The following is a 25,983-nucleotide window of genomic DNA, read 5'->3' on the forward strand; positions in this document are numbered from 1 at the left end:
AGATTGTCTTAACCCCTTTGAAAATGCTGGTTTGCCAGCTTGAGTTCGAGCGATTGCCACACAATTCCAATCTCAACAACCGACTTGTTAGCAACAGATTCGGCAGGGCGAGCCTACGGCAAGACTGAAGGCGCACGGGATCCGCGTCGGATTCCGCGCAAGCGCAAGATCGTGTCCCCGGGTGGTGGTGTAGATCGTCGGTAGCGAAGCTGACCGGCTGCGCGCTCACGAACGGCGCGATCGTGTCCCATTGAGTGGTGTAGGGTCGGCGGCATAGCCCCATCAATCTTCGGCTAAGGCCGGATTGGTCAAGCTGCCATGGGAGGCAGGGTAACAAGTTGATCATCGCTCAATTGCGAGACGCTTTCCAGCGTCATGTACCGTGCGCGCTGGACGGCCCATTCGTCATTTTGTTCGAGCAGGCTAGCACCGGCGAGGCGGGTGATGGCGTCTTCGTTCGGGAAAATGCCGACGACCTCGGTGCGGCGCTTGATTCCGCCGTTGACGCGTTCGAGCGGATTCGTGCTGTGCAGCTTGGTTCGATGCTGTGGCGGGAAGCTCATATAGGCCAGCATGTCTTCCTCGGCTGTATCCATGAAGGTGGTGAGCTTGGGGGCTGTCGGCCTGAGCTGATCGGCGACCTTGCGCCACTGGACCTTGGCGGCGTCAGCGGCTTCCTGGGCTAAGGTGGTAGCGATGAAGGCTGCAACGACAAGGCGTCCGCTCTTGCCGGCATGGGCCAAGGCATTGCGGGCAAAGTGGATGCGGGGGCTGTTGAAAAAGGCGGCTGTTCGTGATTCGATGCTCGTCAGCGGTGCTGGAGGCGATCGATGCTGGGCGAGCGGAAGGCTGAGCAGTTCGAGTTTTTCGCCGGCAGTCTCCGTGATCTAATCCCTGACGAGCATATGCTGGCGCGGGTCGCCCGCGTGCTCGACTTGGCCTGGCTGCGCGACGAGGTTGCGAGCCTCTATTGTTCGCACAATGGCCGGCCTGGCATCGAGCCTGAGACTGCAGTGCGACTAATGCTGGCCGGCTTCCTGCTCGGCCTCGTCCATGATCGCCGGCTCATGCGCGAGGCGGCAGTCAACGTCGCGATCCGCTGGTTCTGCGGCTTCGGTCTGACCGAGCGGTTGCCCGACCATTCTTCGCTGACGCGCATCCGCCAGCGGTGGGGTGAGGCGCGCTTCCGCCGCATCTTCGAGCGCACGGTAGCCGCCTGCGTCGGTGCGGGGATCGCGAAGGGCGAGGTCGTTCACATCGACGCCTCGCTTGTCCGTGCCGACGTCAGTTGGGAGGCGCTCGCGACACGTTGGGTAGACAAGGTGGGTCAGGAGAATGCGCCCCTCGATGAACAGGAGCGCGACGCCAAGCAGACGGGAAAATACAAGAAGATCTGCACGACGGACCCCGACGCGACGATGTCGACGAGCGGTCGCAGCCAACGGCTGGAGCCCTCCTACAAGCAACATACCTCGGTCTGCGACGTCGCCGGCGTGATCGTCGATATTGCGGTGACCACGGGCGAGACGAATGAGGGTTCGGAGCTGGTCCCCGCGATCGAACGGATCGAGACGTTGACGCGCACGCACGTAGCGATTGCGACCGCCGACGCCGGATATGCCTACGCCAAGGTCTACGGCGCGCTCGAACGGCGCCGGACTGACGCCGTTATTCCGCCCAAGGCGGAGCCGATCCGCTCAAAGGTGCCGATGCGGCGCTTCCGCTACGACGCCAAGCACGACGTCCTGAAGTGCCCGCGCGGCAAAATCCTCAAGGCCGGCCGCGCGGTGAAGCATGGTCGCTTCTTCACGTCGCGGGCGAGGGATTGCCGGCGATGCGACATGGCCGCGCTGTGCTTGTCGGGTGGGCGCTCCGACAAGGCCGTAGTGCTCGGCAACGATTATCCGGCGCTGCTCCGGGCACGCCGTCGTCGGCTCAACTGATCCGAACACGACATCGATCTTTATCGCCGCCATCGCTGGCGCGTTGAGGGCGCTCATGGCGAAGCAAAAAGCTGGCATGGACTCGCCCGCGCCGTCCGTCGCGGCCTCGGCAACATGCAGATCCAAGCCTATCTCACCGCTGCGGCAATAAACTTGAAGCGGCTTGCCACGGCGCTGTTCACCGGCCTTGCGGCGCCCGCATAAACGGTCTGGCGTGTCGCCAGCAATGACACTCCGGGCCCAACCGGCTATTGCGCCACCGCCTGAAAAAGGTTGTTCAACAGCCCCATGCGGCAGCGTTGCCAGGTCGCGTTGAACAGCTTGGAGACCGCCGAAACCGCCAGCGTCCAGTGGCGCAAGGTCGCCGACCAACTGCGGCCCACCGTTCTCAAGCTCGCCACCTTCATGGATGACACCGAGCAGGACGTGCTCGCCTATATGACTTTCTCGCCGCAGCATCGCGCCAAGCTGCACTCGACGGATGAGATGGACAAGACCTACCTCAAGAAATTGCGTTATGCAGGTGTCGCGCGAGCGAATCCGTGGCGAAGAGCGGAACCCCGGCTGCGAGTTCCGTCAGGCCGCTATGTCACAGTCCTGCCGGTTTGGAACGTCCGCGCACCTTTGGCCTTGTCTCCCACTGGGCGACGAATTTCTCATAGGCCTGCTCGGCGTGGCGGGCGATTTTCATATCCTGATCGCGCAACGCCTTGATGTTGTAGGCATGGGCCGGGCCAGGCTTGTTGCCCATCTTCTGCAGTTTTCCGGCCTTGAGTTCCATTGTCCGTCGTTTGTTGGCTACCAGGGCTGGGCGCGCCCAGCGATAGTCAGTCTGCTTGGTCAGCAGATGCCAGCACAGCACCGTCAGCTTGCGAGCCAAGGCGACAGCCGCCACCTGATGGCCACGCTTGGCCGGATACGCGCAAAGAAGGCGTGTAGCGGCCCAGGCGTCTTTGCGGCTGCCCATGCCGCTTCGACCAGCATTGCCCTAGCGTGACTGCGGCCGACCTTGCTGATCCGCCACTGGTGAGCCGCACCGAGACCTGACTGGCGTACCCGCGGGTTAAGGCCGCAGTAGCTCACCAGCTTTTGCGGGCTCGAGAAGCGATTAATGTCGCCGATCGCCGCCACGAAGCGAGTGAATGCGTCCCAGCGGCGCAGCATGTAGTTGATGGCTCTGGCGAGATCATGGTTGCGCGACAGCTTCGCGCGCTGGGCAACGAGCCAGGAATGCAGCTCAGTCATCAGCGGCACGCTCAGTTCCTGACGTGCGGCAAGACGCTCGGCGGCGGTCTTTCCGGTGATGGCGCGCTCGATATCGAACAGGGCGTCGATCCGTTGCACGGCTTCGAGCGCGATCGGGTAGATCTTGCCGCGTCCCTTCTTGCGGGCCGCGCCTTCGACATCGGCGAGTTCGAAAAACTTGCGCCGCGCGTGGGCGAAGCAGCCGGCCTCGATGATCGGGCCCGGCACGCGGCCTTCACGATAGAGTTCGCCGTAACCGCCATAGGCGTCGGCCTGCAGAGTGCCCGACCACGACGCAAGATGCGCTTGCGGATGCTCGCCGCGCCGGTCGCGTGAATAGTGGAACAGTGCTGCCGGCGGATCGGCTCCGGCGAACGGCCTGTCGTCGCGGACGTAGACCCAGAGCCGGGCGATATCGGTCTTACTCTTCGCCATGACTGGCACGGTCGTGTCATCGCCATGCAGCCGCTCGGCCGCAAGGATATAGGCCTCGATCAGCCGGTAGAGCGGCATCAGCGCGAAGGCAGCGGCGCCGACCTGGTCGGCAAGCGTCGATATGCTGAGTGGCACGCCTTCGCGGGCGAATCGCTCGGCCTGGCGGTTGAGCGGCTGGTGCTGGCCATACTTCTCGAACAGCAGCATGGCGAGGAAACTCGGCCCCGCCCATCCACGCGGTACGACGTGGAACGGCGCCGGCGGCTGGGAGATCGTCTCGCAATCCCGGCAGGACACCTTCTCCCGCACGGTCTGGATGACCTTCCACGAGCGCGGGATCACCTCGAGCGTCTCGGTGACATCCTCGCCGAGCTTCGACAACCGCGTGCTGCCGCAGGCCGGGCAGGTGCATGGTGCGGGAATGACGACGCGCTCGCGCAGAAGATGCTCGGGGAACGGCTTCCTGACCGGACGCCTGCGCTCGAACGCGGTGACGCTGGTCGCCTTGCTGGCGGCGGCCTCGGCCGCCAGATCATCCTCGCTGGCGTCGGCCTCGAGATCCGCGAGTTCCAGCTCCATCTGATCGAGCAGGCGGCCGCTGCGCTCGGCGCTGGGGCCATACTGCTCGCGCTTGAGCTTCGGGATCTGCAGCTTGAGGTGCGCGATCATCGCCTCGATCGCGCTCTCACGGGCCACGGCGTTGGCGGCGCGTGCTTCCGCCTCATCGGCGCGCTCCAGGGCAGCAGCGAGCAGCGCCTTCAGCGCATCGACGTCGTCCGGAAAGGGCGAAACAGCCGCATCCATGGTCGTGATGGAATCACAGATCGCCGCCCGGTTGAAGCGGAAAATGCCCTATCCGGCACTCTGCGGACGCCAGCCATACTGCGGGTTACGCCAGTCGATCCCGTCGAGCAGGCAGGCAAGCTGAGAGGCGGTCAGCGACACGATCCCGTCTTTCGCCGATGGCCACACGAACCGGCCCTTCTCCAGCCGCTTCGCATACAGCGACATGCCGATCCCGTCGTGCCAGACGATCTTCACCAGCGAACCGGCGCGACCCCGGAACACGTAAAGATCGCCGCCATGCGGATCACGCTTCAGGCCTTGCTGGACCAGCAGAGCCAGGCCTTGCATCCCCTTCCTCATGTCCGTGTGGCCCATTGCGATCCGCACCCGCGCGCTCGACGGGATCACCGCAATGCCTTCAGCGCCGCCGTGATCGCCGCCGGCGATGCCGATGGGAAAATGCTCATCCTCCCTCGTGCACAGGACCATGAGAGCATTCTGCTTTCGTCACGAAGCGCCGTTTGCCCCTCACTCCACCACGTCGATGACCACCCGCCTGTAGCGCGTCAGCCGCGGCGTGCCGTGGTCGGTCACCGCCAGGATGATGTGCATCGTGCCGGTGCCGGGCGGGGCGACGCGATTGGTCTTGACCGTCAGCCAGGCCTTGGGCTGGTCGGCATTGTTGATGTCCAGCCGAACGCCGCTGACCGCGTTCATCATGCCGCGCGTGCCCGCCTCCTCATAGGCGAACCATTCGTAGGAAAGCGCGTCGCCATCCGGGTCGGTCGAGGCGGTGGCGCCGAGGTCGACGCGCGCGCCGGGTTTGGCGGTGATGAAGGCGGGATGGTCGAGCTTCGGCACCGGCGGGTGGTTGGCCTCGGCATAGGGCTTCACCGTCCAGTCCATCCGCGCCGCGAAATCATTCTGGACGGCGGGCCGCCAGCGCCAGACCGTCGCATGGTTGGAAGTGTGCCATTCGCCGTCGCGGCCCAGCACCTCATCCTGCACATTGGTCCAGATCGGCCGCGTCTCGGGGGCGAGGAACCACTTCTCCGTCTTCGGCGTGTAAAGCTCGTAACGGCCGCCCCAGCCACCCCATTCGGGGTGCGCGGGATCGCTCAGGCCATTGTCGACCAGGTTGAGGAAGGCGGGTGTGTCGCCCTCCATCTGGTAGATCCAGTTGGGATATTCGGCGCCCAGCACGCCCTTGTTGCGGATGTTCCGGTTGATCCATTCATTGCTGACCAGTGCGAAGTCCGCGCCGTCGAAGCGACCGTGGAACCTGTCGCCGCTGATGCCGATCCACGTCGAATCGTGGAAGCTCACCCCGGGGCTGACGATGTAGAACAGGCCCGGGAATTCGCGGCGGATCCAAGGCCCGCTATCGTCCTGATCGGAGATCGCATAGACGCGCAGCTTGGCGACGAACGCCGCCAGCGCTGCCTTCGAGCGCGTTTTGCGGACCGTCCACAGCGCCTGCCCCAGCACGCCGGGGCCGCCCCACACGCTCACCCACAGCGGTCGCGCATCGGCGCGGTCGACCGCGCGGATCAGCGCCTCCGACCCCGGCGAATCCTTGCCTTCGCCGATCCCCGCCATGCCGTCGATCACCGGCCCCTGCGAAATGCCGGCGCGGAGCGTGGCGGCGGCGGGGAAGCCGGGTTCGTGCCGTTCCAGATTGTCGCGCACCTCGCCATAGGCGGCGACCACCTTCTCGATCAGTTCGGGATGGACGCCGTCGCGGTGGCGCGTGGCGACCAGCCCCTCGATGTCGATCTGGTTGGCATAGGTCATCAGCCGCACCATCGACTGCTTGTCGTCGGGATCGCCGCCGATGTCGGAGAGGACGAACAGGCGCGGCCTGGCGCGGGACTCGGACTGGCCGGTGGCCGCGAAGGGCGCGAATGCCAGCGATGCGAGCGCGGCGGCGGCCGCCGCGGTGCGGAGCCATTGGGTGTGAAGGCGCATCGGCAGATATCCCCTCTTCGCCGCCCGGGGCAGATCGATTTCGTTTGCCTTCGCTTATCCTTCGATTGGCTTGGATATCAAGGGGTATAGCCCCTCCTCTGAAGAGGAGGGGCTCGAACGTTATCGCAGCTTGCCCGTAAGCGAGACGCCGATGATGCGCGGTTCGTTGAGCACCGCGGCCATATAATTCTCGATCACGCCCTTGAGGTTCTTCTCGTTGGTGATGTTGCGCGCGAACAGCGCGACCTCATAGGCGCCGTCCCCGCCGACATAGCCGAGCTTCAGGCCGCCTTCGAAATTGCCCTTCGAGGTGAATTCCGGCGTCTCGTAGAGCACGAAGTTGGTATAGCCCTGCACGTTCCAGTCGGTCGCGATGAAGACCTTGCCATCGTCGCCCACCGGCAGGTCGTAGCGCGCGGCGACGTTGAGGTTGTATTTCGGCGCGTTGGGCAGCGGGTTGCCGTCGATCTGCGCGAAGGTGTTGGCGCCGACCTTGATCGTCGGATCCTCGACCGTGCAGACGATCACGCCGCTCAGCGCGCAGACCTGCGCATAGACCTCATCATCCTTGATCTCGGTGTGCAGCAGGCTGAGACCCGCGGTCAGCGAGAGGTTGGGCACCGGACGCCATTCGGCATCCGCCTCGAAACCATAGGCATCGGCCTTGTCGGCGTTGAACAGCACGCCGTTGCCGTTCGAATCATTGCCGTTGAGCTGGATGTCGTCGACCCGCCAGGTGAAGGCGGTGGCGTTGAGGCGCAGCGTGTTGTCGAACAGGCTGGTCTTGATGCCGGCTTCCCACGACAGGATGGTTTCCGAATCCGCGGTGGTGAAATCGGCGTTGAACACCGCCGAGCGGCCCTGGATGGTGGGCCCACGGAAACCGCGCGCGACGCGGGCGTAGAGGCTGACGTCCGGGCTCGCTTCATAGAGCGCGCTGATGTCCCAGCTCAGCTTGGTGTCGGACAGGCGGACATCGGTGCGGCCGCGATAGGTGACGACGCCTGCGGCGGTGTCCGCGGTCTTCAGCAGCCGGGTCTTCTTCGTATCCTCGGTCTCGCGCGCACCGGCGGTGATGGTGACGTTCGGCGCGACGCGGTAGCTCGCCTGCCCGAACAGCGCCCATGAGGTGTTGACGTTGCGCAGCCGCACCCAGTTGTTGGGGTTGCGCGCCGCCGTCGTCAGGAAGAACGCGCGCTGGTAGAAATCGGTGGTGTCGCGGCTGTCGAAATACATGCCGCCGACCTGCCACTTGAAGTCGCCGTCGCCTGTGCTGGCGAGGCGGACTTCCTGGGTGATCTGGTCGAGATCGCGGATCTGCCCCTGCGACTGGCCGAAGCCGATGCCGCCGAAATCGGCCGCGGCGCCGCCATCGGTATCGCCGCGGCTGTAGCCCGAGGTGGTCTCGTAGGCGGTGATCGAGGTCAGCGCGACCGAACCGAATTCATAGGTCGCGTTGATCGAGCCGCCGTAGGTGTCATAGCCCTGCGGGTTGTTGTCCGCCTCGTCATAGGACACGCGCGTGCGCGAAACATCGGAGACGTCGTTCGAGCCCTTGCGGAGCGCGTTGCGCAGGAACAGGGTCGAGGTGCCGTCATACCAGCGGGCATGCGCCGACCCGAGGATCGAGACGCTTTCGGTGGGGGTGAACAGCAGCTGCGCGCGGACGTTGCGATCGTCGAACCCGCCCATCGCATTCTTCTTCGGCGTGACGGTGCCGTCGGCGCTCGTCCCTGCGAAGACATTGTCGATATAGTCGTCGCGGTGCTGGATCAGCGTCGAGATGCGGAAGGCCAGCTTGTCCGGCACGATCGCGCCGCCGATGCCGGCGTCGAGCGTGGCGGTGTTGAAGCTGCCGAACGATGCGGAGGCGCGGCCCTGAAGCTGCTGGCTCGGGCGGATCGTATCGAACTTGATGATGCCGGCGGTGGTGTTGCGGCCGAACAGCGAGCCCTGCGGCCCGCGCAGCACCTCGACCTGCGCGACGTCATAGACCGGGTTCGACTTGAGCACGACATGCTCGAGGACGACATCGTCCTGGATGATCGAGACCGGCTGCGAGGCGCCGAGGTAGAAGTCGATATTGCCCAGACCGCGGATGTAGAAGCGCGGGAAGATGCGGCCGGTGGTGGTTTCGGCATAGAGGCTGGGGATGCGGCCCGACAGCGCGAGCAGCGTATCGTCTCCGCCCGACTGGAAGGTGCGCAGATCGTCGCCGCTGGCGACGCCGACCGACACCGGCACCTTCTGCAGATTTTCCGAGCGACGCTCGGCGGTGACGACGATGTCGGTCAGCCCGCCGGTGTCTTCCGCCTCCGGGGCCTCCTGCGCGAGCAACGCGGTCGCGGGAAAGGCGGCGCTGGCGAGGATGGCGCATTTGAGCAACGCGAACTTGGACATGGATATACCCCCCGAAACACTATGTTACAAACGCAAGACGGGCAGGCGCGACCGACCGGCGGCGCGATCGGGAAAAGATCGCCGCTGCCGATGGTTGTGCGTCTGCGTCTTGTGACTGGGCGGGCGGTTAGGCCCGCCCAAGGTCAGTTTGATGACAGCGACGAACGGTTTGCCGCATCGCAACATCCGGATTGCGGAGCGTGCCGCTCCCCTGCTAGCGACCACGACAGTCGCCGGCCTGTTGGGGGGCCATCGGTTCAGACCTGCGTGCCGGATGTGCAATGACCATCATCGAAACAATCCTGGCCGCAGTGGCGGCGTTCATCATCGCGATCATCCGGTTCAGCGGCTATTGGGGCATCATGCTGCTGATGGCGATCGAATCGGCGTGCATTCCGCTGCCGTCCGAGATCATCATGCCGTTCGGCGGCTATATGGTTTCCACCGGCGAGCTGAACCTGTTCCTGGTGGCGACCGCCGGCGCGATCGGCTGCAACCTCGGTTCGATCCCCGCCTATGAGATCGGCAAGCGCGGTGGCCGCGTCGCGATCGAGCGCTGGGGCCGCTACCTGCTGCTCGACGTCAAGGATCTGGAGTGGGCGGAGCGCTTCTTCGCGAAGATGGGCGGCCCGGCGGTGCTGATCGCGCGCATGCTGCCGATCGTCCGTTCGTTCATCGCCTTCCCCGCGGGCATCGCCCGGATGCCGCTGGTGCCCTTCCACATCTATACCTTCGTCGGATCGTGGCCGTGGTGCTTCGGCCTTGCCTGGGTGGGCATGGTGCTGGGCGACAAGTGGCACAGCGATCCGCGGATGCACCAGTTCTTCCATGACTTCCACCTGGTGTTCGCCGCGGTGTTCGTCGCGGCCGGCGCCTGGTATATCTGGCATCGGCTGAAGACGCGCGTCGGCCGTTGACGATGCGTTCGGGCGGCTGGCGCGGGGGCGCGGCCGCCGCCTATGCGATGCTGGGCATCGTGATGCTGCTGTGGGCGGGCAATTCGATCGTCGGCCGCGCGGTGCGCAACGACATTCCGCCCTTCACCCTGACCTTCGTGCGCTGGACCGGCGCGGTGCTGGTGCTGCTGCCCTTCGCCGCGCGCCACCTGGTCGCGGAGCGGCGTGCGATCGTCGCCGCGTGGCGGCCGATCCTGCTGCTGGCGGCGACCGGCGTGATCGCGTTCAATGCGCTGCTCTATACCGCGCTGCACCACACCACCGCCACCAACGGCCTGCTCATCCAGGCGGCGATCCCCGCTTTCGTGCTGCTGTTCGACCGGGTGGCGTTCGGCGCGCGCCCGGCCGCCGCCGCGGTGGCCGGGGTGGCGATCTCGATGATCGGCGTCGCCACCATCGTGTTGCGCGGCGACCTGCACGCGATCGGCAGCTTCCGCTTCGCGACCGGCGACCTGCTGGTGCTCGCCGCAGTGGTGGCCTGGGCGATCTACACGATCGCGCTGCAGCTGCGACCGGCGATCCATCCGCTGAGCCTGCTCGCCACCACCTTCACGATCGGCGCGGTGGCGATGCTGCCGCTGGCGCTCACCGAATGGCCGCGCATCGTTGCGATCGACTGGCGGCCGGGCGTCGTCGCCGCCTTCGCCTATGTGGCCGTGCTCCCCTCGGTGGTCGCCTTCTTCCTCTACAACGCCGCGGTCGATGCGCTGGGGCCGGCGCGGCCGGGGCAGGCGATCACCTTGATGCCGCTGTTCGGCGCCCTGCTCGCCGCCCCGTTGCTTGGCGAGGACCTGCATGGCTATCATCTCGCCGGCATGGCGCTGATCCTGTCGGGCATCCTCGTCACCGCCATCCTCGGCCAGCGACGCGGGGCTGGCTGAGCGCCGGCCGCTGGGATAGACTGGCGTCTCGCGAAGGACCGCCCATGGCCGATGACGACCTGCCCGAGGACAGCAAGCTCACCCGCTCCAAACGGCGCTGGGCGGAGGACGGCAAATTCCTGACCGGCCACCGCGCCCGCCCGGAGACCGACCGCCTGCCGCCCGGCCAGCATCTCGTGCGCGACTGGCCGGTGCTCGACCTCGGCGCGCAGCCGGACATCGCCGCCGAGCGGTGGCGGCTGAAGGTGGGCGGGCTGGTGGCACGGCCGGTGACGCTCGACTGGGCGGCGCTGATGGCGCTGCCGCAGACCATGCTGCGCTCCGACATCCACTGCGTCACGACATGGTCGCGCTACGACAATGACTGGACGGGGGTGCTGACCCGCGACCTGCTCGATCTGGTCGAACCCCGCGACGAGGCCGCCTTCCTGATGCTGCACGGCTATGACGGCTATACCACCAACGTGCCGCTTGCCGATTTCGCCGACCGCCAAGCGATGCTGGTGCACAGCTGGCAGGGCAGGCCGCTGGAGCGCGCGCATGGCGGGCCGGTGCGGCTGGTGATCCCGCATCTCTATTTCTGGAAGAGCGCCAAATGGCTGCGCGGCATCGACGTGCTGGGTGCCGACAAGCCGGGATACTGGGAACAGAACGGCTATCATATGCGCGGCGATCCCTGGGACGAGGAGCGCTACGGCTGATCCGGAACGCGGCGCGGACACAACCGCGCCCGCGCACGTTGACCGCCAGCAAGGAGGAGCTCGATGCTTGAACATGTGCCGGGGTGGCTCGGCGGATTGCTGCGCAACATTCGTGCCGGCCATGCGAAGCTGGTGATCGTCGATCCGGATCTGCAGCTCGGCAGCACCGTGATCGATCTTTCCAGCCCCGCCTTCGCCAACCAGGCGCGGCTGCCGGTGCGCTTCACCGCCGATGGCGAGGGCGTGTCGCCGCCCCTGGTGTGGGGCCCGCTGCCCGAGGGCACGATGAGCCTGGCGCTGATCGTCGAGGATCCCGACGCGCCGGCCCCCAGCCCGATCGTCCACGGCATTGTCTGGGGCCTGCCCGCCGACGAGCACCGGCTGGCCGAAGGCGCGATCGCCCCCGATGGCGACGGCGAGCAGGATGGCCGCGACGTCGGCCGCAATTCCTATTTCGGCGAGGGCTGGCTGCCCCCCGATCCGCCGACCGGCCATGGCAATCACGATTATGTGTTCCAGCTCTTCGCGCTGGCGACCGCGCCCGACATCGGCAGCAATCCCGGCCGCAGCGGGCTGGTGAAGGCGATGCGCGGCAACATATTGGCCGCGGGCATGCTGGTGGGCACCTATTCGCGCGGCGAGGATGCCGAACTGCGCCGCAGCGAACCCGCAGGCGCGCGCATCGCGCCGGCGTGAGGGGACGGCGGGTACCGCTTCTGTCGCGTCGATAGCGATTTTGCGCTAGATTTCAGAGATGAGCCCGCCCTTCGTACAGCAAGAGGTAACGCCGCGCATGATGGCCATGGGCCCCGCGCTCCGCCGCTGGCGGGCGCTGCACCGGGTGAAGCAGGCGCATGCGGCCGAGTTGTTCGGCGTCGCGCAATCGACGATCTCGCGGTGGGAGGCGGGCACGCAGGCGATGGAACCGGCGGAGCATGCGAAGGTCGCCGCGGTGGTCGCGGCGCGGCTCGACGCCGCTGCGGATCGCGTGCTGGCGCACCTCGTCAGCGAGAGCCCGCGGCCGGTGCATCTGGTCTGCGATCTCACCCACCGGCTGCTCGCGCTGTCGCCGTCGCGCGCGGCGGGCTTCGGCTGTTCGCCCGAAACGCTGATCGGGCGATCCTTGTGGCGGTTCGCGACCGATCCGCTGCGCGCGATGGAGGCGCGGCTGGCCGATCTCGGCTGGCATGACGGCCCGGGGCCGGCGCCGGTGGAGTTCCAGACCGGCGCCAACCGATCGACGCTGGTGCCGGTGCGGCACAGCCTGTGCCGCTGGACGCGCATCCTGCTGTCCGATGGCGCCGCCGCGCGGATCGTCGAGACGCTTGCCTGATCGGGCGCCGGTTTCAGCGCGGTGCCGGCGCGGCGTTGCCGAGGATCGCCATGTGCGTCACCGTCACGCCGCCGTCGGCAAGCTCCGGCAGCGTCGCGAACCAGGCCTGCACATGCGGCGTGGCGTTGTGCGCCCTGAAATCGGCCTCGCTCGCGAAGACCTCGTAGAAGAGGAAATGGCCCGGCGCGGCGCGATCCTCATGGAGGACATAGAGCAGGTTGTTGGGTTCGGCGCGGACCGCGGCAACCAGCGGCAAGGTCGCCTCGCGCAGCGCGGCTTCCTTGCCGGGTTTCGCCCGCACCTCCGCCACGACCGCATAGGCGCCGGCAGGGATATCCGCGTAGCGCACGCCGCCATGGTCCCGCGCGAGGGCGGGCGCTGCGCAGGCGGTGGCGAGAGATGCCGCCAGCGCCAGGCGAATGCCATGCCGGCGGATCATCGCGGCAGCGCCGCGAGCATGCGGCGCCGCGCTTCGAGCGCAGCCGCGAAGGTCCGTTTGACCGGGCCCAGCGCCTGGACGAATTCGAGCTGTTCGCCCTCGCAGCCCTTGCAGTAGATCAGCCGCCATCCTTCCGACTTGCCCTCCGTGATCGGGTTGGAATTGGCGTCCAGCGGGGCCGCGCGGCGCGCCGCCTCGGTGCGGACGGTGAGGACGCGGTTGGCGCGGACCTGCGGCATGCCGCGCCGCGCCGATTCCGCCTCGAGATCGCGGATGAAGATGTTGAAATCGACATCGTCGCGGATGTGGAAGCAGATGTGCATCATCCGCGGAAAGGCCGGGCTCATATGGTCGAGCGGCTCGGCAAAGCTGTTCGGGCCACCCGGCGGCTGGTCGGCATCGCGATACTGCAGCAGCTCGATCACGACATTGTCGAACTGGACGAAACGGACATCCAGCCGCTGCGCGCCGCCGCGCAGATCGGGCACGCCGATCGTGCGCGGATTGACGTGGCGTTCGCCGGCCAGGATCTCCTGATCGGTCAGCAGCGTGTTGTGGATGCGCTCGCCCTGAAAATCGCCGTCGCGCATCACCTCGTTGCCGCCGAGCACCTCGGTATACAATTCGAAGGCGCGTTCCATGTTCTGCACGGTGAGCCCGAAATGCTGGACGCCCTGCAGCCGCGCGCCGACCGAACCGCGCGCCAGCCCGCCGGTGGCCGAAGCCGGCCCGCCCTGCGCGGCGGCGGGTGCGGCCGTCGCCATGCCTGTCAGCACCGCCGATCCCGCGGCGGCGCGCAGCAGATCGCGCCGCTCAAGCGCGCCGGCATTCCGAGACTTTCGGTCATTCATCCTCGCTCTCCATACCGCTGTGGGTGCCCCGGCCCGCGGGGAAGGGGGCGGACGCGGGCCGGGGCTGTCGGCGACCGATAGGAGGATCGGCGCGCGACATCGGGACCGGCAGTGGATCGGCACCTTCGGTGGCGGCGGCGTGCGCGTTCACGTGGCATCGCTTCCGCCCTCCTGTCGTGCCGTCATCGCCGAATCCGATTCCCGCCTTCCGATCGCCGTTCGCGCGCAGAATCGCTCCGCCCCTGTCACCGCCATGCTCTCCCGCAGGCGCGCCTCCAGCCAGTTAGAAGTGGTAAAAGATGGGGGTCCGGCGGCGCATAGCTTATGCGTTGCGTGCCCCCGCCACCCGGCTAAGCAGCGCCATGGCCATTGCCTTGCCCCGCCATGCCGGCAGCGTGCTGCTGATCGTTTCGGCGACCGTACTCGGACTCGCCGGAACCGATCTCGTGCTGCCCGCGGTGCCCGGCCTGCCGGCCGTGCTCGGCGGCGATGCGGCGGGCGCGCAGCTCGTGCTCGCCGGCTACACGTCGGGCACCGCGTGCGGGCTGATGCTGTTCGGGGAGCTTGGCGCGCGGTTCGACCAGCGCCGGCTGCTCGCCGGATCGCTGCTGGCGTTCGCGCTGGTGTCGCTGCTGTGCCGGTGGGTCGATGCGATCGAGGCGCTGATCGCGCTGCGCGTGCTGCAGGGGGCGACCGGTGCCGCAGCGGCGGTGTTCGCCCCGGGCCTGCTGCGCCGGCTGTTCGACGATGGCGGCGCGGTGCGCGCGCTCGGCCTGCTCGGCAGCGTCGAGGCGATGGCGCCCGCACTGGCGCCGGTGGCAGGGCTGTGGCTGCTGCGGCTCGGCGGCTGGCAGGCGTCGTTCGACCTGCTCGCGCTGCTCGGCCTGCTGCTCGCCGCCATCGTCTGGCGGTTGCGCCGGCACTTGCCGCTGCCGCCGCCGGTCGCGCGCGGCAGCGGCGGCTATCACCGGCTGGCCGTCGACCGCGTGTTCCTGCGCTATGCGCTGAGCCATGCCTGCACATTGGGCGGGTTGCTGATCTTCGTGTTCGGCGCACCGACCGTATTCGTCACCGCGCTCGGCGGCAGCATCACCGATTTCATCATCATGCAGATCGGCGGTGTCGCCGGCTTCGCGATCGTCTCCAACCTCGCCGGCCACATCGCGCAGCGTTTCGGTGCTGAGCGCACGATCATGGCGGGGACGGCGCTGTCGGCGGCGGGAACCGCGGCGATGCTCGCCTATGCGCTGGCCGGCGGCGCGACGCCGCTGGCGGTCGCGGCGATCTTCCTATCGGTCAATGTCGGCCTCGGACTGCGCGGGCCGCCGGGGTTCCACCGCGCGATCGTGGCGGCACGGGGCGACGATGCGCGCGGCGCGGCGCTGGCGGTGGTTGCGATCCTGCTGACGACCTCGCTCGGCACCGCCGCGGTTGCGCCCTTCATCACCGAAGGGCTGGTGCCGCTCGCGCTCGGCGCGTTCCTCGTCGCCGGGTCGGGCGTGCTGCTGCTTGCGGTGCTGCCGCCGCTGGCGGACCGGCCGGACTGATCAGCCGCGGCGCTGCTCCACCGCGCGCGCGCGGGTGGCCAGCGCCAGCCAACTCCGTGCGGCCTGAAGATATTTATCCTTGAGGTGCGGCAGCCGCGTAGCCGCGGCCAGCGCCTCCTGCTCAAGCGCGCGCGCTTCGTAGGTCCCGCTGTTTTCCAGCGACAAGGGCGGTCGACGCTTCGGCATGCACTGTCCCTTCTGCGATGCTGCATCGATGAATTTATGGATACCGGAGACGGATGGGGAGCGGCTTCTTGGTCCGGAATGGGCGTTTCGCGTCATTCCCGCCGCCGATCGTCCGCATGTGACACGGGTCACAGCCGATCGTGCGGCAGCCTTTATGCTGCCCGGTGCCGTGTCCTGCTCGATATGGCGGACCCGGCGGGTGCGTATCATCCCGCCGGGTCTTTTCCGGCGCGTCGCTGAAATCCGGCAGCAACAGAGCCGCCGCCCCCCCGCCTCATCCCAAGTCCGCAGCGAAGGAAACCGGATGATGCAGCGCGATCGCACACCCAAATGCCATCTCGGGGGGCACCGCCCGGCTTCCGAGCGCAACCTTGCCGGCGACGTGCTGCGATCGACCTGCGTGGACTGCGGGTGCGACATCTTCCGCACGCACAAGGACCGCCGCTGGGTGTTTTCCGGCATGCTGGGCGCGGCGGCGCCCGCCGCGCGCGGGACATCTGCGGGCAATATCGCCCGCGCATGACAAGGCCTGCGGCGGATCAAGGCGAGCGAAAATCGCCCGCCGCAGGATGAAGCCGAAAGGGGAACGAGATGATGAAGAAGATCGTGGCGGCCGGGCTGGCGCTGACCGCCAGCATCGCCATCGCGCAGCAGCCGCAATCGCCGCCACCGGGCCGCCCGCCGCAACGGGATGCCGCGCGCGACGCAGCGATGAAGGCGCGCGCCGCCGACGACATCGCGCTGCTGCTGGACCTGAAGCCCGCGCAGCGGCCGGCGCTCGAGGCCTATCTGGCCGCCGGCCCCGGCTTCGGCCCGCCGATGCCGCCCAAGCCGCCCGTCGACCGGCTGGTGCGCCCGGGCGAGCAGGGGTTCATCGACCGGCTCGACTCGATGGAGAAGCAGATCGCGGTCGAAGGCAGCCGCCGCCGCGCCGGCATTGCCGCCGCGCGCAGCTTCCATGGCCAGCTCGATGCCCGGCAGAAGGCGTTGTTCGAGGCGCTGGAGCGCGTGCGCCACGCACCGCCGCCGCGCCCGCACATGATCATGCGCCTGCACGATGGCGGGCCCGGCAGCCCGGGCGGCCCCGATATGCCGCCCCCGCCGCAGATGCCGGACGGCGCCAGCGAATAAGCCCGGAACGGGTCGCGGGAGCGGGGGGTGCGCATTTCGGTGCGTGCCCCCCGCTTTCCTTTGGAGAAATCAGCGCCGTCCGCCGCGCGGTCGCTGCGTCGCCAGTTCGTCACGCGCCAGGACGCCGTCATGATTGATGTCGAGAAGCGCGAACCGCCGATCGGCAGCGGTCGCGAACTCCGCGGCACTGATCCCGCGGTTGAGATTGGCGTCGGCCGCCGTCACCGGCTCCGGCAGGTCGAGATAGGCGAACCGGCCCGCACCCTGCCGGCCGCCCGATCGCGGGCCACCCCCGCCGCTGCGCGCGCCGTCCATGCCGCCCGGCGGGCCGCCGGGGCCACCGCCCATGCCGCCACCCATGCCGCCGCCGCCCATTCCACCTCCGGGAGGACCACCGCGGCCCCGGCGCCCGCCCATTCCACCTGCGCCGCCGCCGCCGGACCCGCCGACGCGGATCTCCGGCAGGATCGCGCTTTCATAATGATCGACATCGTCGGGATCGATCTCACCATCGCCGCGCCGATCGAGCAGCGCGAAGAAGCGCGCGGCATCGGCGCGCATCTCCGCCAGATCGATGCCGCCGTCGCCATCGCGGTCGGCGCCGGCGAACCAGAGCGCCTCGGGGCCCGCCTCACCACCGCGGAACGGTTCGCCCATCGGGCTGACGAACAGCGGCCCGCGGCCGGGCATGCCCTCCCCGTCCGGCGGCGGCCCGAACCCGCCACCCGGCGGGCCCTGCAGCGGCCGGCCCGGCATCGGCGGCCGCCCGCCGGCGCAGGCCGAAAGCGCGCCGGCCAGGATCAGCATCGGAATGAAGGAAGATCTGCGCATGTTGAGCCTCGCCGCATGACAATCGGCGTGGGCTAGGTTTGCGATGTGTCCCCGGAATGTCCGGTCAGCGCGGCAAGGTCAGCCGCGCGACCAGCCCGCCGCCGGCGCGGTTGGAAAGGATGACGTCGCCGCCATGCGCGCGCGCCACCGCCCTTGCGCTGGCGAGGCCAAGCCCGGCGCCGCCGGTCTCGCGGTTGCGGGACTGTTCCATGCGGAAGAAGGGCTGGAAGACGCGCTCCAGCATGTCGGGCGGCAGGCCGGGGCCGCGATCGCTGACCAGCACCCAGGCCTCATCCGCCTCCGCCCCCAGTTCGACCTCGGCGCCCCCGGCATAAGCCACGGCATTGCCGACGAGGTTGCCGACCACCGCCTTCAGCCCCGGCCGATCGCCATCGATCACCAGCGCGTCGCCGGCGATCAACGTTACCCCGTCGCCACGATCGGCGAACCCGTCGGTCACGCTTTCGACCAGCGAGCGCAGGTCGAGCCGCTGGCGGCTGATCGGTGCCGAGAGGTCACGCATGAAGCCGAGCACCGCGGCGATCATCGCCTCCATGTCGCGGATGTCGTTCTCGGTGGCGGCGCGCAGCGGCTCGGGTGCCGATTCGAGGCGCAGCGAAAGCCGCATCAGCGGCGTGCGCAGATCATGCGCGATCGCCGCGGTCAGCATCGACCGATCGTCGACATAGCGCTGGAGCCGCGCCTGCATCTGGTTGAAGGCGGCAGCGGCGCCGGCGATTTCGGGCGGCCCCTCCACCTCCAGCGGCGGCGCGCGCGGATCGCGGCCCAGCCGGTCGGCGGCACGCGCGAACAAGGCGATCGGCCGCGCCAGCCGGCGCGAGAGGAGCCAGGCGATCGGCGCCATCGCGAGCGTGGCGGCGACGAGCCACATCAGCGCGCGCCAGCGCCAGAAATCAACGCTGCCCGAACGCGCCGAGCGGGCCGAGCGCCAGCTGCCGTCGGGAAGACGCAGCGAGGCGGTGAAATCGCCGAACAACAATTCGGTGCGGGCATCGCGGAGCGCGCCCATGCGCGCGCGCAGCACATCGCCGCCGAAGCCGCCGCCCGGCGGGCCTTTGAACACCATCGGCATCGGCCCCGGCGGGCCCTTCGGAATCAGCAGCAGCCGCGGCCGATTGCGCCGCAGCACGATGCGATCCTCGGATACGCCCAGCCGCTGCGCGAGATGTGCCTGCATCTCGGCGAGGCGGGGCGCCAGCTCTTCGGGCAGCACCGCATCCGGCGCCGTGTTCGACACCACCAGCGCGCCGCTCGCATCGCGACCGCTGCGCAGCACCGCCGCCACCTGATCGAGCGTGAAGATCCGCGGTTCGGGCGGCGGCAGCAGGAAAACGAGCAGGATCGAGAGAAGCTGGACGGCGGCGACGCCGCCCAGCATCCAGGCGAAGATACGCAGAAACAACGGCGCGTCGCGACGCCACGGCCGCAAGGTCATGCCGCGCGCACCTGCGGGCAGAACAGATAGCCTTCGTTGCGGACGGTGCGGATGATCTCGTCGCTCTGCGCCTTGAGCTTGCGCCGCAGCCGGCTGACCTGCACGTCGATCGCGCGATCGAAGGCCTCGCTGTCGGGCCCGCGCGCGGCTTCGAGCAACGCCTCGCGGGTCAGCACGCGCCGCGGCCGTTCGACGAAGGCGCGCAACACCGCGAACTCGCCGTCGGTCAGGTCGACCAGGACGCCATCGGGATCGGTCAGCTCATGGCTGGCGAGATCGATCCGCCAGCCCGCGAAGCCCAGCACGCGATGCCGTTCCTGCGTGACGGCGCTGCGCCGCTGGCGGAGCGCGGCGCGGACATGGGCAAGGATCTCGCGCGGGCTGCACGGCTTGCTGAGATAATGGCCCGCGCCCAGTTCCAGCCCCAGGATACGATCGGGCTCGTCGCCCAGCGCGCTCAGCATGATCACCGCCGGCCCATCACCCTGCGCGATGCGGCGGCAGATCGAGAGCCCGTCCTCACCCGGCATCATCACGTCGAGCATCACCAGATCGATGCTCGTCTGCGCGAGGATGCGATCCATCTCGCGCGCGCCGGCGGCGGTGTGAACGCGATAGCCCTGATTGCCGAGGCTGTTCGCCAGCAGCATGCGGATCTCGGGATCGTCGTCGACGATCAGGATGTCGGCCGCCGTTTCGTTCACCGCCTCGCTCATCACCGGGCCCCTCATCCGTGTCTCAGCCTGTAGCATGACGCACCGGGGCGGTATCCACCGCGGTTTCGACATGCTGGAGAATGCGGTCGAGCCGATCCGCGGCGCGGCGATCGCCGGCGCGCACCGCCGCCACCATCGCTTCGTGGACGATCGCGATCGCATCCACGCCATGCGCCGCAAGCAGCGCGTCCGCCTCTCGCCTGGTGGCGAAGGGCCGGAAGGAAGTCAGCATCATCGGCACTCCAAGGATAGCATAGTCCTGTCTTGCCGCCGCCGATGCCCCTGATTCTTTGCTGCCGGATGTCCGGCTCTGCCAGCCACGCGCCGGACATATCCGGACACGCCACGGAAACAGCCGCGCCGCAGCCATGAGCGCGGGGGTGACGGCGAACGAGGCAAGCATGCGAACGTCCCTTATTCCCTCCCGCCCGGAGCAAGGCTGAGATGCGGCTGCTGGACAGCGTCGTCCAGGCGACCGGGCCGGTGATCGTCGACCTGCCGGGCAGCGGCCGCTATCTCCTGCCCGGCGCCGCCGCGCGTGCCGAGGCGCTGGCCGACTGCCCCGAACGCTATGTGCTGGGCGACGATGTGCGCGCCACCTGCAGCGAGATCGTCCGCCGCTGGCCGGCGCTGCTCGACCCCGTCGACCCGCATCTGCGGATCGGCAGCGGCCGGCTGTGGATCGAATGGTCCGAACCCGATGCAGCGGTGGTCGCGGCCCCCAGGTCGCAGCCCTGCGGCCTGCTGGCGACGATCGACGCCTCGGGGCGGCGCGGCTCCGTCGAGAGCTTCTGGCTCGATCCTCTGCACGGCGTCGATCGCGGCCAGGGCCAGATCGACTTCGACCTCGACCAGCCGCTCGCCCGGCGAATCGACAATCGCCGCACCTTCGCGCTGCCCGCCGCCGGCCCGCTCGCGGCGCTGGCCCCGCATGCGCTGTTCAGGGTCGATCCGGGCTGGCTCGACTATTTTGAGGCGCCGGCCAATGCGCGCATGCCGGTGCCCGTCGCGGTGGCGCAGTGCCTGCGCACGGTGTGGCGGGACCTGCCCCTGCTGCTCGCCTTCAGCCGCCTGCGCGCCGCGCGCCCCGATTTCCGCACGCAGGCGGTCAGCCGCGGGCGGTTGAACGCCGCCCGCGCGCGGCAGGGCAAGCCGGCGCTGCTCGACCATGTCGAGCTCAGCCTGCAGATCGGCACGCCGGCGGTGGATGCCACGCGCATCGGCGGCGGTCGGCGGGACGCCCGGCTGCATCTGGTGCGCGGCCATGTCGTCAACCGCAGCGGCCGGCTGTTCTGGCGGTCGGCACATCTGCGCGGCCGTGCGGACCTGCCGCGGGTCCTCAGCCGCACCGCCACCGTCTCGCTCGCCCCCCGCTTCGCGGTGGAGGGCGCGCGCCGCTAGAACCAGGCCCTGACCCCGGCGACGAAGGCGAAGCCGCCCACCCCCTCCCCGGCGGCACGGGCGCGGCGGGCAGTGTCCCCCAGCTTGCGTTCCCACGACACGCCGACATAGGGCGCGAATTCGCGGACGATCTCGTAGCGCAGGCGCAGGCCGAGCTCGGCATCGGTCACACCCGACCCCAGGCCGTTCTCCGGCACGTCCTGCGCCGAGACATTCACCTCGGCGCGCGGCTGGATGATCAGGCGCTGGGTGATGCGCTGGTCGTAATAGCCCTCCAGCCGGCCGAGCAGATCGCCCTTGTTCGACAGGAACAGCGCGCCTTCCAGCTCGAACCAATAGGGTGCCAGCCCCTCGAACCCCAATGTCGCATAGGTCCGCGCGGGGGTCGGGCGGATATCCTGGCGAACGCCGGCCTGCAGGTTGAAATAGGGGCCGATCGCACGGCTGTAGAGGATCTGGACCTCGGCCGCGTCAACGCCTTCGCCGAAGCCGCCCTCCCCTTCGGTCTTCACCGTCAGCCGGTCGATGTCGCCGCCGAACCAGGCCTCGCCCTCCCAGCGATAGCCGTCGCGCCCGTTGCGCACCTGAACTTCGGCAAGGTCGAGCATGATCTGCGAGAAGCTGCCGCCGCCATGCTCGCGCATCAGCAGGTCGCGCGACGGCGCCATCGCCGCCTGCCCCCAGATGCGATCCGCATAGTCGACGGTGGGCGCCTCGGGCGGCGGCGCATTGCCCGCGGGAAGCGTGGTGCCGGCGCGCGCGTCGGGCGCGGCCGGCTTCGGCGTGCAGTGGCCCATCGCCGCATGCTCTGGCGGACAGGCGGGGTCCGTCTCCGCCGGCTTCGGCGGCGGCGGAGCGGCGGCGGGCTTGGGGGTACAATGCCCCATCTCGGCATGCTCGGGGGGGCAGGCCGGATCGATCGCCGGCGCTGGAGGCGGCGGGGGCGGCTCGGCGGGCTTCGGCGTGCAATGTCCCATCGCGGCATGTTCCGGGGGACAGGCAGGGTCCGTTACCGGTGCGGATCGAGGCGCCTTCTGGGCATGGGCCGGGGCAGCGAAGGCGATCGTCGCACCGGCGGCGAGCAGGAGGCGCTTCATGCCGCGTCTCCCTCACGCGGGCGCACCGTCACGACCTGCATCATCCCGGCATGCATGTGATAGAGCAGGTGGCAGTGGAACGCCCAGTCGCCCACCGCATCGGTGGTGACGTCGAAGGTGACCGTGCCGCCGGGCTGGACCTGCACCGTGTGCTTGCGCGGCGCATGATCGCCATGGCCGGTGACCAGTTCGAAGAAATGGCCGTGGAGATGGATGGGGTGGCCCATCATCGTGTCGTTGACCAGCGTCACCCGCACCCGCTCATCCTCGAGGAACGGGATCGGCTTCTTCACCTCGGACAGTTTCTGGCCGTCGAACGCCCACATATAGCGTTCCATGTTGCCGGTGAGATGGATGCGCATCGCGCGATCGGGCGCGCGCACGTCCGGGTTGCGATCCACCGCGACGAGATCGCTGTAGACCAGCACCTTGTGGCCGACATCCTCCAGCCCCTGCCCCGGCTCGCCGGTGCGATCGACGGGCATCGGCGAGATGGTCTGCACCGTCGGCGTCTTCTTCACCTCCGGCGCGTTCGAGAAATCGCGCATCGAATGGTCCATGCCGCCGGCGCCATGCCCCATCGCGGCATGATCGGCGCCTCCCGCCGCCGGCGCGCCGCCGGCTGGCGTGCAGTGCCCCATCGCGGCATGCTCGGGCGCGCAGGCGCTGTCGCCCGCCGGGGCGGCGCCGTGGGTCATCCCGCCCATCGCGCCCATGCCCATATCCTTCATGTCGGCGAGCGGGCGGCGGCGCAGCGGCGGCACCTCCGCCGCCATTCCTGCGCGCGGGGCCAGGGTGGCGCGCGCCATCCCCGAGCGGTCGACCGTCTCCGCGACCAGCGTGTAGGCGCGGTCGTCGGCAGGCTCGACGATGATGTCATAGGTTTCGGCGACCGCGATCTGCAGCTCGTCCACCGTCACCGGCCGCACCGCGAGTCCGTCAGACTGCACGACCGTGAGGCGGAGGCCGGGGATGCGCAGGTTGAAGGTGGTCATCGCCGAGGCGTTGATCATCCGCAGCCGGACGCGTTCGCCCGGCGTGAACAATGCGGTCCAATTGTCCTGCGGACCATGGCCGTTGACGAGATAGGTGTAGGCGCTGCCGGTCACGTCGGACACGTCGGTGGGGTCCATGCGCATCGCGCCCCACGCCGCCCGCTCCGTCTGCGACTGGTCCCTGCCCGCCAGCAGGCCCGAGAGCGTCTGCTTCTGGTAGTTGAAATAGCCGCCCATCTGCTTGAGCTTGCGGAAGATGGTATGCGGGTGGAGCGCGCTGTGATCGGACAGCACGATCACATGCTCGCGATCGGACCGGATCGGATCCTCGCCGACGGGATCGATCACGATCGGGCCATAATGGCCCATCTGCTCCTGCAGCCCGGAATGACTGTGATACCAATAGGTACCCGACTGGACGATCGGGAATTCGTAGGTGAAGCTGGAGCGCGGCTTGATGCCGGGAAAGCTGAGACCGGGCACCCCATCCATGTGGAAGGGCAGCAGCAGGCCATGCCAGTGGATCGAGCTGTCCTCGTCGAGCGCATTCTCCACATGCAGGCGCACGGTCTGGCCTTCGCGCAGGCGGATCAGCGGCGCCGGGATGGTGCCGTTCACCGCGATGCCATGGCTCTCGCGCCCGTCGATCCGGCGCATCATGTGCGCGATGCGCAGCTTGATCTCGGTGCCGGAGACCACGGGCAGCGGCCGCACGATGCCGGCGGAGACGGGCTGCGCCCAGGCGGGAAACCAGGGCGCGAGCGCGGCGGTGCCGCCGAGGGCGGCGGTGCCGCGCAACAGCGCGCGGCGATCGATCGGATTGGTCATCATGTCCCTGGGAAAGAGAGGGTTCGATCCAGATACGCAGTGGCCGGGTTCATCCCTTGGCTCCGCGTGCCGGAAAATCCACGCGATCGAGGTCCGCCTTCAACCGCTGCCGCGCGCGATAGAGCCGCGTCTCGATGGTCTTTTCGCTGACGCCCAGCGCCTCGGCCGCTTCCGCCTGCGAGAGTCCTTCGATCGCACGCAGCACCAGCGCCTCGCGTAAATTGCCCGGCAGCCGCGCGATCGCCGCGTTGACCCGCGCCAGTTCGGCGCGATCGCCCACCGCCTTGTCGATCGCCGGCACATCGTCCGGTATCTCGACCGCATCGTCGGGCAGCACCGCGGAGATCAGGCGGCGCACGATCCGCCGCCGCCGCCAGTCGCGCGCCTTGTTGACCGCGATGCGCGTCAGCCAGCCGCGCATCGGCCGCGCCGGATCGAAACGCGGCAGCGCCGCGTGAGCGGCGATGAAGGCTTCCTGCACGATATCCACCGCCTCGTCCTCATCGTCGATCAGGCGGACGACCAGCCGGTGCAGCGCCTGCTTGTGCCGTGCCACGATCGTGCCGAACGCAGCCTTTTGCCCGCCGCATGCGAGCACGGCCAGTTCCCCGTCCGACCGATCGGCGAGGCCGCAGGTCACCGCGCGTCTTCGGTCAGTGCCTTGGTGACCTCGGCGTCGAAACGCGCGGTCTGGTCGGGGTGGAGAAGCCGGCGCATCGCGAAGATGTGCGACAGGGTTTCCTTCTGCAGATCGCCCATCGTGCGGTGCGAGGCGTCGACCGCCGCCGACACCTGCGGGCCGATCTCGTGCTCTGCGGCGATCGCCTGTGCCAGCCGCGCATTTTCGGCACGCATCGCCGCCTCCAGCGCGCGGCGGCGATCGGCGAAGCCCGCTTCCAGCGCGTGAATCCTGCGATCCTGCTCGGGATCGAGCGCGAGCTGATCATGCAGTACATCGTGCAGCTCGGTGGTTTCGGCAGGAGCGGCGGGGATGAAGTGCCGGCCGATCAGCACGCCGGCGAACGCCGCGACGAACACGATCAGCGCGGTGAGCGCCAGCTGACGCGCGTTCATCGCGATCCGAGCAACAGGCTGGAAGGCGCGAGCGGGCTCGGCGCGCCGAACGGCGCCAGCGTCGCCGCCCGCGCCTCGCCGGTCGGCACCGTGTTGCTCATCACCCCCAGCGCCAACGCGAACATCGCCGCGCCCAAGGTGGTGCCCAGCGCCAGCGCCGGCTTCGGCCGCGCGCCGATCCGCGCCAGCACGCGATCCTCCAGCCCGTTCAGGTCCGGATGCGTATCCTGCGCGCCGATGCGCGCCAGCGCCTGGTCGATATCCGTGTCCATCGTCCGTCTTTCCGTCCATCCCATCTCATACGCGGGCACGCGCGCCACCCCTCACCAATATCGGCGAGGGGCGCCACCATCCGATGCGTATAGCCGATACAGCTTTCGCAGGAGACCCCAATGACGTTACGCGCCCCGATCACCGCCGCCCTGCTCGCGGCCTCCGTGCTGGCGCCCGCCGCTGCCATCGCCCAACCCCGGCTGGTCGCGGCGACCCCGGCAGCGAACGCGGCGGTCGCGCGCACCGCATCGGTGACGCTGAACTTCAGCGAGCGGCTGGCGCCCGGCCAATCGAGCGCGACGCTGGTGATGACCGGCATGCCCGGCATGGCCAACCACCCCGACATGAAGATGCCGGGTGTCACCACCAGCGTTTCCAAGGATGGCAAGGCGCTGCTGCTGACCAGCGCCAAGCCGATCCCGACCGGCACTTATCGCGTGGATTATGTGGTGGTCGGCGCGGACCGGCAGCGCATCGCCGGCAAGCATAGTTTCTCGATCAGATAGGGTC

28 protein-coding genes and 4 pseudogenes are annotated in these 25,983 nt (G+C 68.6%); 12 read left to right on the forward strand and 20 right to left on the reverse strand.

Annotation, left to right across the window (positions count from 1 at the left end; all coding sequences use genetic code 11):
• Positions 1 to 308: 308 nt before the first annotated feature.
• A pseudogene (locus tag NX02_RS23880) lies at positions 309 to 767 on the reverse strand (transposase); the annotation flags it as partial.
• 63 nt (positions 768 to 830) lie between these two features.
• Between NX02_RS23880 and NX02_RS23885 the strand changes: the two are divergent.
• Positions 831 to 2,123, forward strand: a pseudogene (locus NX02_RS23885) (transposase); the annotation flags it as partial.
• Between the two features lie 68 nt (positions 2,124 to 2,191).
• Here the strand turns inward: NX02_RS23885 and NX02_RS32810 are convergent.
• Positions 2,192 to 2,350, reverse strand: a complete 159-nt coding sequence (locus NX02_RS32810) for a hypothetical protein (RefSeq protein ID WP_158014169.1) — start codon at positions 2,348 to 2,350, stop codon at positions 2,192 to 2,194.
• On the opposite strand from NX02_RS32810, the pseudogene NX02_RS33725 reads away from it, so the two are divergent.
• A pseudogene (locus NX02_RS33725) lies at positions 2,283 to 2,438 on the forward strand (IS256 family transposase); the annotation flags it as partial. The gene NX02_RS32810 and the pseudogene NX02_RS33725 sit on opposite strands and share 68 nt — an antisense overlap.
• Before the next feature lie 94 nt (positions 2,439 to 2,532).
• Here the strand turns inward: NX02_RS33725 and NX02_RS31795 are convergent.
• The 6 genes and pseudogenes from NX02_RS31795 to NX02_RS23910 form a co-directional block, all read right to left on the reverse strand.
• Positions 2,533 to 2,823: a hypothetical protein gene (locus NX02_RS31795; RefSeq protein WP_025294681.1), complete on the reverse strand. Its 291-nt coding sequence runs from the start codon at positions 2,821 to 2,823 to the stop codon at positions 2,533 to 2,535.
• On the reverse strand, positions 2,808 to 3,074 hold the full coding sequence (locus tag NX02_RS33730) for an IS110 family transposase (RefSeq protein ID WP_245648897.1): 267 nt from the start codon (positions 3,072 to 3,074) through the stop codon (positions 2,808 to 2,810). The genes NX02_RS31795 and NX02_RS33730 overlap by 16 nt, the downstream gene beginning before the upstream one ends.
• Positions 3,072 to 4,427 (reverse strand): annotated as a pseudogene (gene tnpC / locus NX02_RS23895) (IS66 family transposase); the annotation flags it as partial. The pseudogene tnpC and the gene NX02_RS33730, both read right to left, overlap by 3 nt.
• A gap of 48 nt (positions 4,428 to 4,475) precedes the next feature.
• Positions 4,476 to 4,898: an IS66 family insertion sequence element accessory protein TnpB gene (gene tnpB, locus NX02_RS23900; protein ID WP_245648689.1), complete on the reverse strand. Its 423-nt coding sequence runs from the start codon at positions 4,896 to 4,898 to the stop codon at positions 4,476 to 4,478.
• A 39-nt stretch (positions 4,899 to 4,937) separates the two neighbouring features.
• Positions 4,938 to 6,377, reverse strand: coding sequence for a DUF1593 domain-containing protein (locus NX02_RS23905; protein ID WP_025294684.1), 1,440 nt, complete (start codon positions 6,375 to 6,377; stop codon positions 4,938 to 4,940).
• 120 nt (positions 6,378 to 6,497) lie between these two features.
• On the reverse strand, positions 6,498 to 8,777 hold the full coding sequence (locus NX02_RS23910) for a TonB-dependent receptor (protein WP_025294685.1): 2,280 nt from the start codon (positions 8,775 to 8,777) through the stop codon (positions 6,498 to 6,500).
• Positions 8,778 to 9,064: 287 nt separating this feature from the next.
• Between NX02_RS23910 and NX02_RS23915 the strand changes: the two genes are divergently transcribed.
• The 5 genes from NX02_RS23915 to NX02_RS23935 all read left to right on the forward strand — a co-directional run bounded on the left by NX02_RS23915 (position 9,065) and on the right by NX02_RS23935 (position 12,648).
• On the forward strand, positions 9,065 to 9,694 hold the full coding sequence (locus tag NX02_RS23915) for a DedA family protein (protein WP_025294686.1): 630 nt from the start codon (positions 9,065 to 9,067) through the stop codon (positions 9,692 to 9,694).
• A gap of 2 nt (positions 9,695 to 9,696) precedes the next feature.
• On the forward strand, positions 9,697 to 10,614 hold the full coding sequence (locus NX02_RS23920; protein WP_025294687.1) for a DMT family transporter: 918 nt from the start codon (positions 9,697 to 9,699) through the stop codon (positions 10,612 to 10,614).
• A gap of 44 nt (positions 10,615 to 10,658) precedes the next feature.
• Complete coding sequence (locus NX02_RS23925; protein ID WP_025294688.1) at positions 10,659 to 11,315, forward strand: sulfite oxidase-like oxidoreductase; 657 nt, start codon at positions 10,659 to 10,661, stop codon at positions 11,313 to 11,315.
• A gap of 63 nt (positions 11,316 to 11,378) precedes the next feature.
• On the forward strand, positions 11,379 to 12,011 hold the full coding sequence (locus NX02_RS23930; RefSeq protein ID WP_025294689.1) for a YbhB/YbcL family Raf kinase inhibitor-like protein: 633 nt from the start codon (positions 11,379 to 11,381) through the stop codon (positions 12,009 to 12,011).
• 58 nt (positions 12,012 to 12,069) lie between these two features.
• Positions 12,070 to 12,648, forward strand: coding sequence for a helix-turn-helix transcriptional regulator (locus NX02_RS23935; protein ID WP_211258249.1), 579 nt, complete (start codon positions 12,070 to 12,072; stop codon positions 12,646 to 12,648).
• A 13-nt stretch (positions 12,649 to 12,661) separates the two neighbouring features.
• Here NX02_RS23935 and NX02_RS23940 read toward each other — a convergent pair whose 3' ends face one another.
• Positions 12,662 to 13,087: a putative quinol monooxygenase gene (locus NX02_RS23940; RefSeq protein ID WP_025294691.1), complete on the reverse strand. Its 426-nt coding sequence runs from the start codon at positions 13,085 to 13,087 to the stop codon at positions 12,662 to 12,664.
• Positions 13,084 to 13,938: a VOC family protein gene (locus NX02_RS23945; protein WP_025294692.1), complete on the reverse strand. Its 855-nt coding sequence runs from the start codon at positions 13,936 to 13,938 to the stop codon at positions 13,084 to 13,086. Before NX02_RS23945 ends, NX02_RS23940 begins: the two co-directional genes overlap by 4 nt.
• A 362-nt stretch (positions 13,939 to 14,300) precedes the next feature.
• On the opposite strand from NX02_RS23945, the gene NX02_RS23950 reads away from it, so the two are divergent.
• Positions 14,301 to 15,485, forward strand: a complete 1,185-nt coding sequence (locus NX02_RS23950; RefSeq protein WP_025294693.1) for an MFS transporter — start codon at positions 14,301 to 14,303, stop codon at positions 15,483 to 15,485.
• On the opposite strand, the gene NX02_RS23955 is transcribed toward NX02_RS23950, so the two are convergent.
• Complete coding sequence (locus tag NX02_RS23955) at positions 15,486 to 15,671, reverse strand: hypothetical protein (protein WP_025294694.1); 186 nt, start codon at positions 15,669 to 15,671, stop codon at positions 15,486 to 15,488.
• Between the two features lie 304 nt (positions 15,672 to 15,975).
• Between NX02_RS23955 and NX02_RS23960 the strand changes: the two genes are divergently transcribed.
• Complete coding sequence (locus NX02_RS23960) at positions 15,976 to 16,194, forward strand: hypothetical protein (RefSeq protein ID WP_025294695.1); 219 nt, start codon at positions 15,976 to 15,978, stop codon at positions 16,192 to 16,194.
• Positions 16,195 to 16,262: 68 nt separating this feature from the next.
• Positions 16,263 to 16,802, forward strand: coding sequence for a hypothetical protein (locus NX02_RS23965; protein WP_025294696.1), 540 nt, complete (start codon positions 16,263 to 16,265; stop codon positions 16,800 to 16,802).
• A gap of 69 nt (positions 16,803 to 16,871) precedes the next feature.
• On the opposite strand, the gene NX02_RS32815 is transcribed toward NX02_RS23965, so the two are convergent.
• The 4 genes from NX02_RS32815 to NX02_RS23985 all read right to left on the reverse strand — a co-directional run bounded on the left by NX02_RS32815 (position 16,872) and on the right by NX02_RS23985 (position 20,040).
• Complete coding sequence (locus NX02_RS32815) at positions 16,872 to 17,633, reverse strand: EF-hand domain-containing protein (protein WP_025294697.1); 762 nt, start codon at positions 17,631 to 17,633, stop codon at positions 16,872 to 16,874.
• Between the two features lie 64 nt (positions 17,634 to 17,697).
• A complete protein-coding gene (locus tag NX02_RS23975) occupies positions 17,698 to 19,089 on the reverse strand; it encodes an ATP-binding protein (protein WP_025294698.1) in 1,392 nt (463 codons plus the stop codon).
• Positions 19,086 to 19,805 (reverse strand): response regulator, encoded by a 720-nt coding sequence (locus NX02_RS23980; RefSeq protein ID WP_245648690.1) that lies wholly within the window; start codon positions 19,803 to 19,805, stop codon positions 19,086 to 19,088. The genes NX02_RS23975 and NX02_RS23980 overlap by 4 nt, the downstream gene beginning before the upstream one ends.
• Before the next feature lie 22 nt (positions 19,806 to 19,827).
• Entirely contained in the window at positions 19,828 to 20,040 is a 213-nt protein-coding gene (locus tag NX02_RS23985; RefSeq protein WP_025294700.1) for a hypothetical protein, read from the reverse strand.
• Positions 20,041 to 20,249: 209 nt separating this feature from the next.
• Here NX02_RS23985 and NX02_RS23990 point away from each other — a divergent pair, with 209 nt between their 5' ends.
• Positions 20,250 to 21,206 (forward strand): hypothetical protein, encoded by a 957-nt coding sequence (locus NX02_RS23990; RefSeq protein ID WP_025294701.1) that lies wholly within the window; start codon positions 20,250 to 20,252, stop codon positions 21,204 to 21,206.
• Here the strand turns inward: NX02_RS23990 and NX02_RS23995 are convergent.
• Genes NX02_RS23995 through NX02_RS24015 form a run of 5 tightly spaced genes read right to left on the reverse strand, consistent with a single transcriptional unit; the run spans position 21,203 to position 25,472 of the window.
• The gene (locus NX02_RS23995; protein ID WP_025294702.1) at positions 21,203 to 22,303 is read right to left on the reverse strand and encodes a copper resistance protein B; all 1,101 of its coding nucleotides are present in this window, start codon (positions 22,301 to 22,303) and stop codon (positions 21,203 to 21,205) included. The genes NX02_RS23990 and NX02_RS23995 overlap by 4 nt on opposite strands.
• Entirely contained in the window at positions 22,300 to 24,126 is a 1,827-nt protein-coding gene (locus tag NX02_RS24000; protein WP_025294703.1) for a copper resistance system multicopper oxidase, read from the reverse strand. Before NX02_RS24000 ends, NX02_RS23995 begins: the two co-directional genes overlap by 4 nt.
• A gap of 49 nt (positions 24,127 to 24,175) precedes the next feature.
• Entirely contained in the window at positions 24,176 to 24,766 is a 591-nt protein-coding gene (locus NX02_RS24005; protein ID WP_025294704.1) for an RNA polymerase sigma factor, read from the reverse strand.
• The gene (locus NX02_RS24010; protein ID WP_025294705.1) at positions 24,763 to 25,200 is read right to left on the reverse strand and encodes a periplasmic heavy metal sensor; all 438 of its coding nucleotides are present in this window, start codon (positions 25,198 to 25,200) and stop codon (positions 24,763 to 24,765) included. Before NX02_RS24010 ends, NX02_RS24005 begins: the two co-directional genes overlap by 4 nt.
• Positions 25,197 to 25,472, reverse strand: a complete 276-nt coding sequence (locus tag NX02_RS24015; protein WP_025294706.1) for a hypothetical protein — start codon at positions 25,470 to 25,472, stop codon at positions 25,197 to 25,199. Before NX02_RS24015 ends, NX02_RS24010 begins: the two co-directional genes overlap by 4 nt.
• 120 nt (positions 25,473 to 25,592) lie before the next feature.
• On the opposite strand from NX02_RS24015, the gene NX02_RS24020 reads away from it, so the two are divergent.
• On the forward strand, positions 25,593 to 25,979 hold the full coding sequence (locus NX02_RS24020; protein WP_025294707.1) for a copper resistance protein CopC: 387 nt from the start codon (positions 25,593 to 25,595) through the stop codon (positions 25,977 to 25,979).
• Positions 25,980 to 25,983 lie beyond the last annotated feature (4 nt).

The organism is Sphingomonas sanxanigenens DSM 19645 = NX02 (genome assembly GCF_000512205.2).
GTDB classification, from domain to species: domain Bacteria; phylum Pseudomonadota; class Alphaproteobacteria; order Sphingomonadales; family Sphingomonadaceae; genus Sphingomonas_D; species Sphingomonas_D sanxanigenens.

Bases quoted from the DNA above. Each gene is read 5' to 3' on its own strand.
- NX02_RS32810 (WP_158014169.1), bottom strand. From the start codon at position 2,350: ATGAAGGTGGCGAGCTTGAGAACGGTGGGCCGCAGTTGGTCGGCGACC.
- tnpB (WP_245648689.1), bottom strand. From the start codon at position 4,898: ATGGTCCTGTGCACGAGGGAGGATGAGCATTTTCCCATCGGCATCGCC.
- NX02_RS23905 (WP_025294684.1), bottom strand. From the start codon at position 6,377: ATGCGCCTTCACACCCAATGGCTCCGCACCGCGGCGGCCGCCGCCGCG.
- NX02_RS23910 (WP_025294685.1), bottom strand. From the start codon at position 8,777: ATGTCCAAGTTCGCGTTGCTCAAATGCGCCATCCTCGCCAGCGCCGCC.
- NX02_RS23920 (WP_025294687.1), top strand. From the start codon at position 9,697: ATGCGTTCGGGCGGCTGGCGCGGGGGCGCGGCCGCCGCCTATGCGATG.
- NX02_RS23925 (WP_025294688.1), top strand. From the start codon at position 10,659: ATGGCCGATGACGACCTGCCCGAGGACAGCAAGCTCACCCGCTCCAAA.
- NX02_RS23930 (WP_025294689.1), top strand. From the start codon at position 11,379: ATGCTTGAACATGTGCCGGGGTGGCTCGGCGGATTGCTGCGCAACATT.
- NX02_RS23935 (WP_211258249.1), top strand. From the start codon at position 12,070: ATGAGCCCGCCCTTCGTACAGCAAGAGGTAACGCCGCGCATGATGGCC.
- NX02_RS23940 (WP_025294691.1), bottom strand. From the start codon at position 13,087: ATGATCCGCCGGCATGGCATTCGCCTGGCGCTGGCGGCATCTCTCGCC.
- NX02_RS23945 (WP_025294692.1), bottom strand. From the start codon at position 13,938: ATGAATGACCGAAAGTCTCGGAATGCCGGCGCGCTTGAGCGGCGCGAT.
- NX02_RS23950 (WP_025294693.1), top strand. From the start codon at position 14,301: ATGGCCATTGCCTTGCCCCGCCATGCCGGCAGCGTGCTGCTGATCGTT.
- NX02_RS23955 (WP_025294694.1), bottom strand. From the start codon at position 15,671: ATGCCGAAGCGTCGACCGCCCTTGTCGCTGGAAAACAGCGGGACCTAC.
- NX02_RS23960 (WP_025294695.1), top strand. From the start codon at position 15,976: ATGATGCAGCGCGATCGCACACCCAAATGCCATCTCGGGGGGCACCGC.
- NX02_RS23965 (WP_025294696.1), top strand. From the start codon at position 16,263: ATGATGAAGAAGATCGTGGCGGCCGGGCTGGCGCTGACCGCCAGCATC.
- NX02_RS32815 (WP_025294697.1), bottom strand. From the start codon at position 17,633: ATGCGCAGATCTTCCTTCATTCCGATGCTGATCCTGGCCGGCGCGCTT.
- NX02_RS23975 (WP_025294698.1), bottom strand. From the start codon at position 19,089: ATGACCTTGCGGCCGTGGCGTCGCGACGCGCCGTTGTTTCTGCGTATC.
- NX02_RS23980 (WP_245648690.1), bottom strand. From the start codon at position 19,805: ATGAGCGAGGCGGTGAACGAAACGGCGGCCGACATCCTGATCGTCGAC.
- NX02_RS23985 (WP_025294700.1), bottom strand. From the start codon at position 20,040: ATGATGCTGACTTCCTTCCGGCCCTTCGCCACCAGGCGAGAGGCGGAC.
- NX02_RS23990 (WP_025294701.1), top strand. From the start codon at position 20,250: ATGCGGCTGCTGGACAGCGTCGTCCAGGCGACCGGGCCGGTGATCGTC.
- NX02_RS23995 (WP_025294702.1), bottom strand. From the start codon at position 22,303: ATGAAGCGCCTCCTGCTCGCCGCCGGTGCGACGATCGCCTTCGCTGCC.
- NX02_RS24000 (WP_025294703.1), bottom strand. From the start codon at position 24,126: ATGACCAATCCGATCGATCGCCGCGCGCTGTTGCGCGGCACCGCCGCC.
- NX02_RS24010 (WP_025294705.1), bottom strand. From the start codon at position 25,200: ATGAACGCGCGTCAGCTGGCGCTCACCGCGCTGATCGTGTTCGTCGCG.
- NX02_RS24015 (WP_025294706.1), bottom strand. From the start codon at position 25,472: ATGGACACGGATATCGACCAGGCGCTGGCGCGCATCGGCGCGCAGGAT.
- NX02_RS24020 (WP_025294707.1), top strand. From the start codon at position 25,593: ATGACGTTACGCGCCCCGATCACCGCCGCCCTGCTCGCGGCCTCCGTG.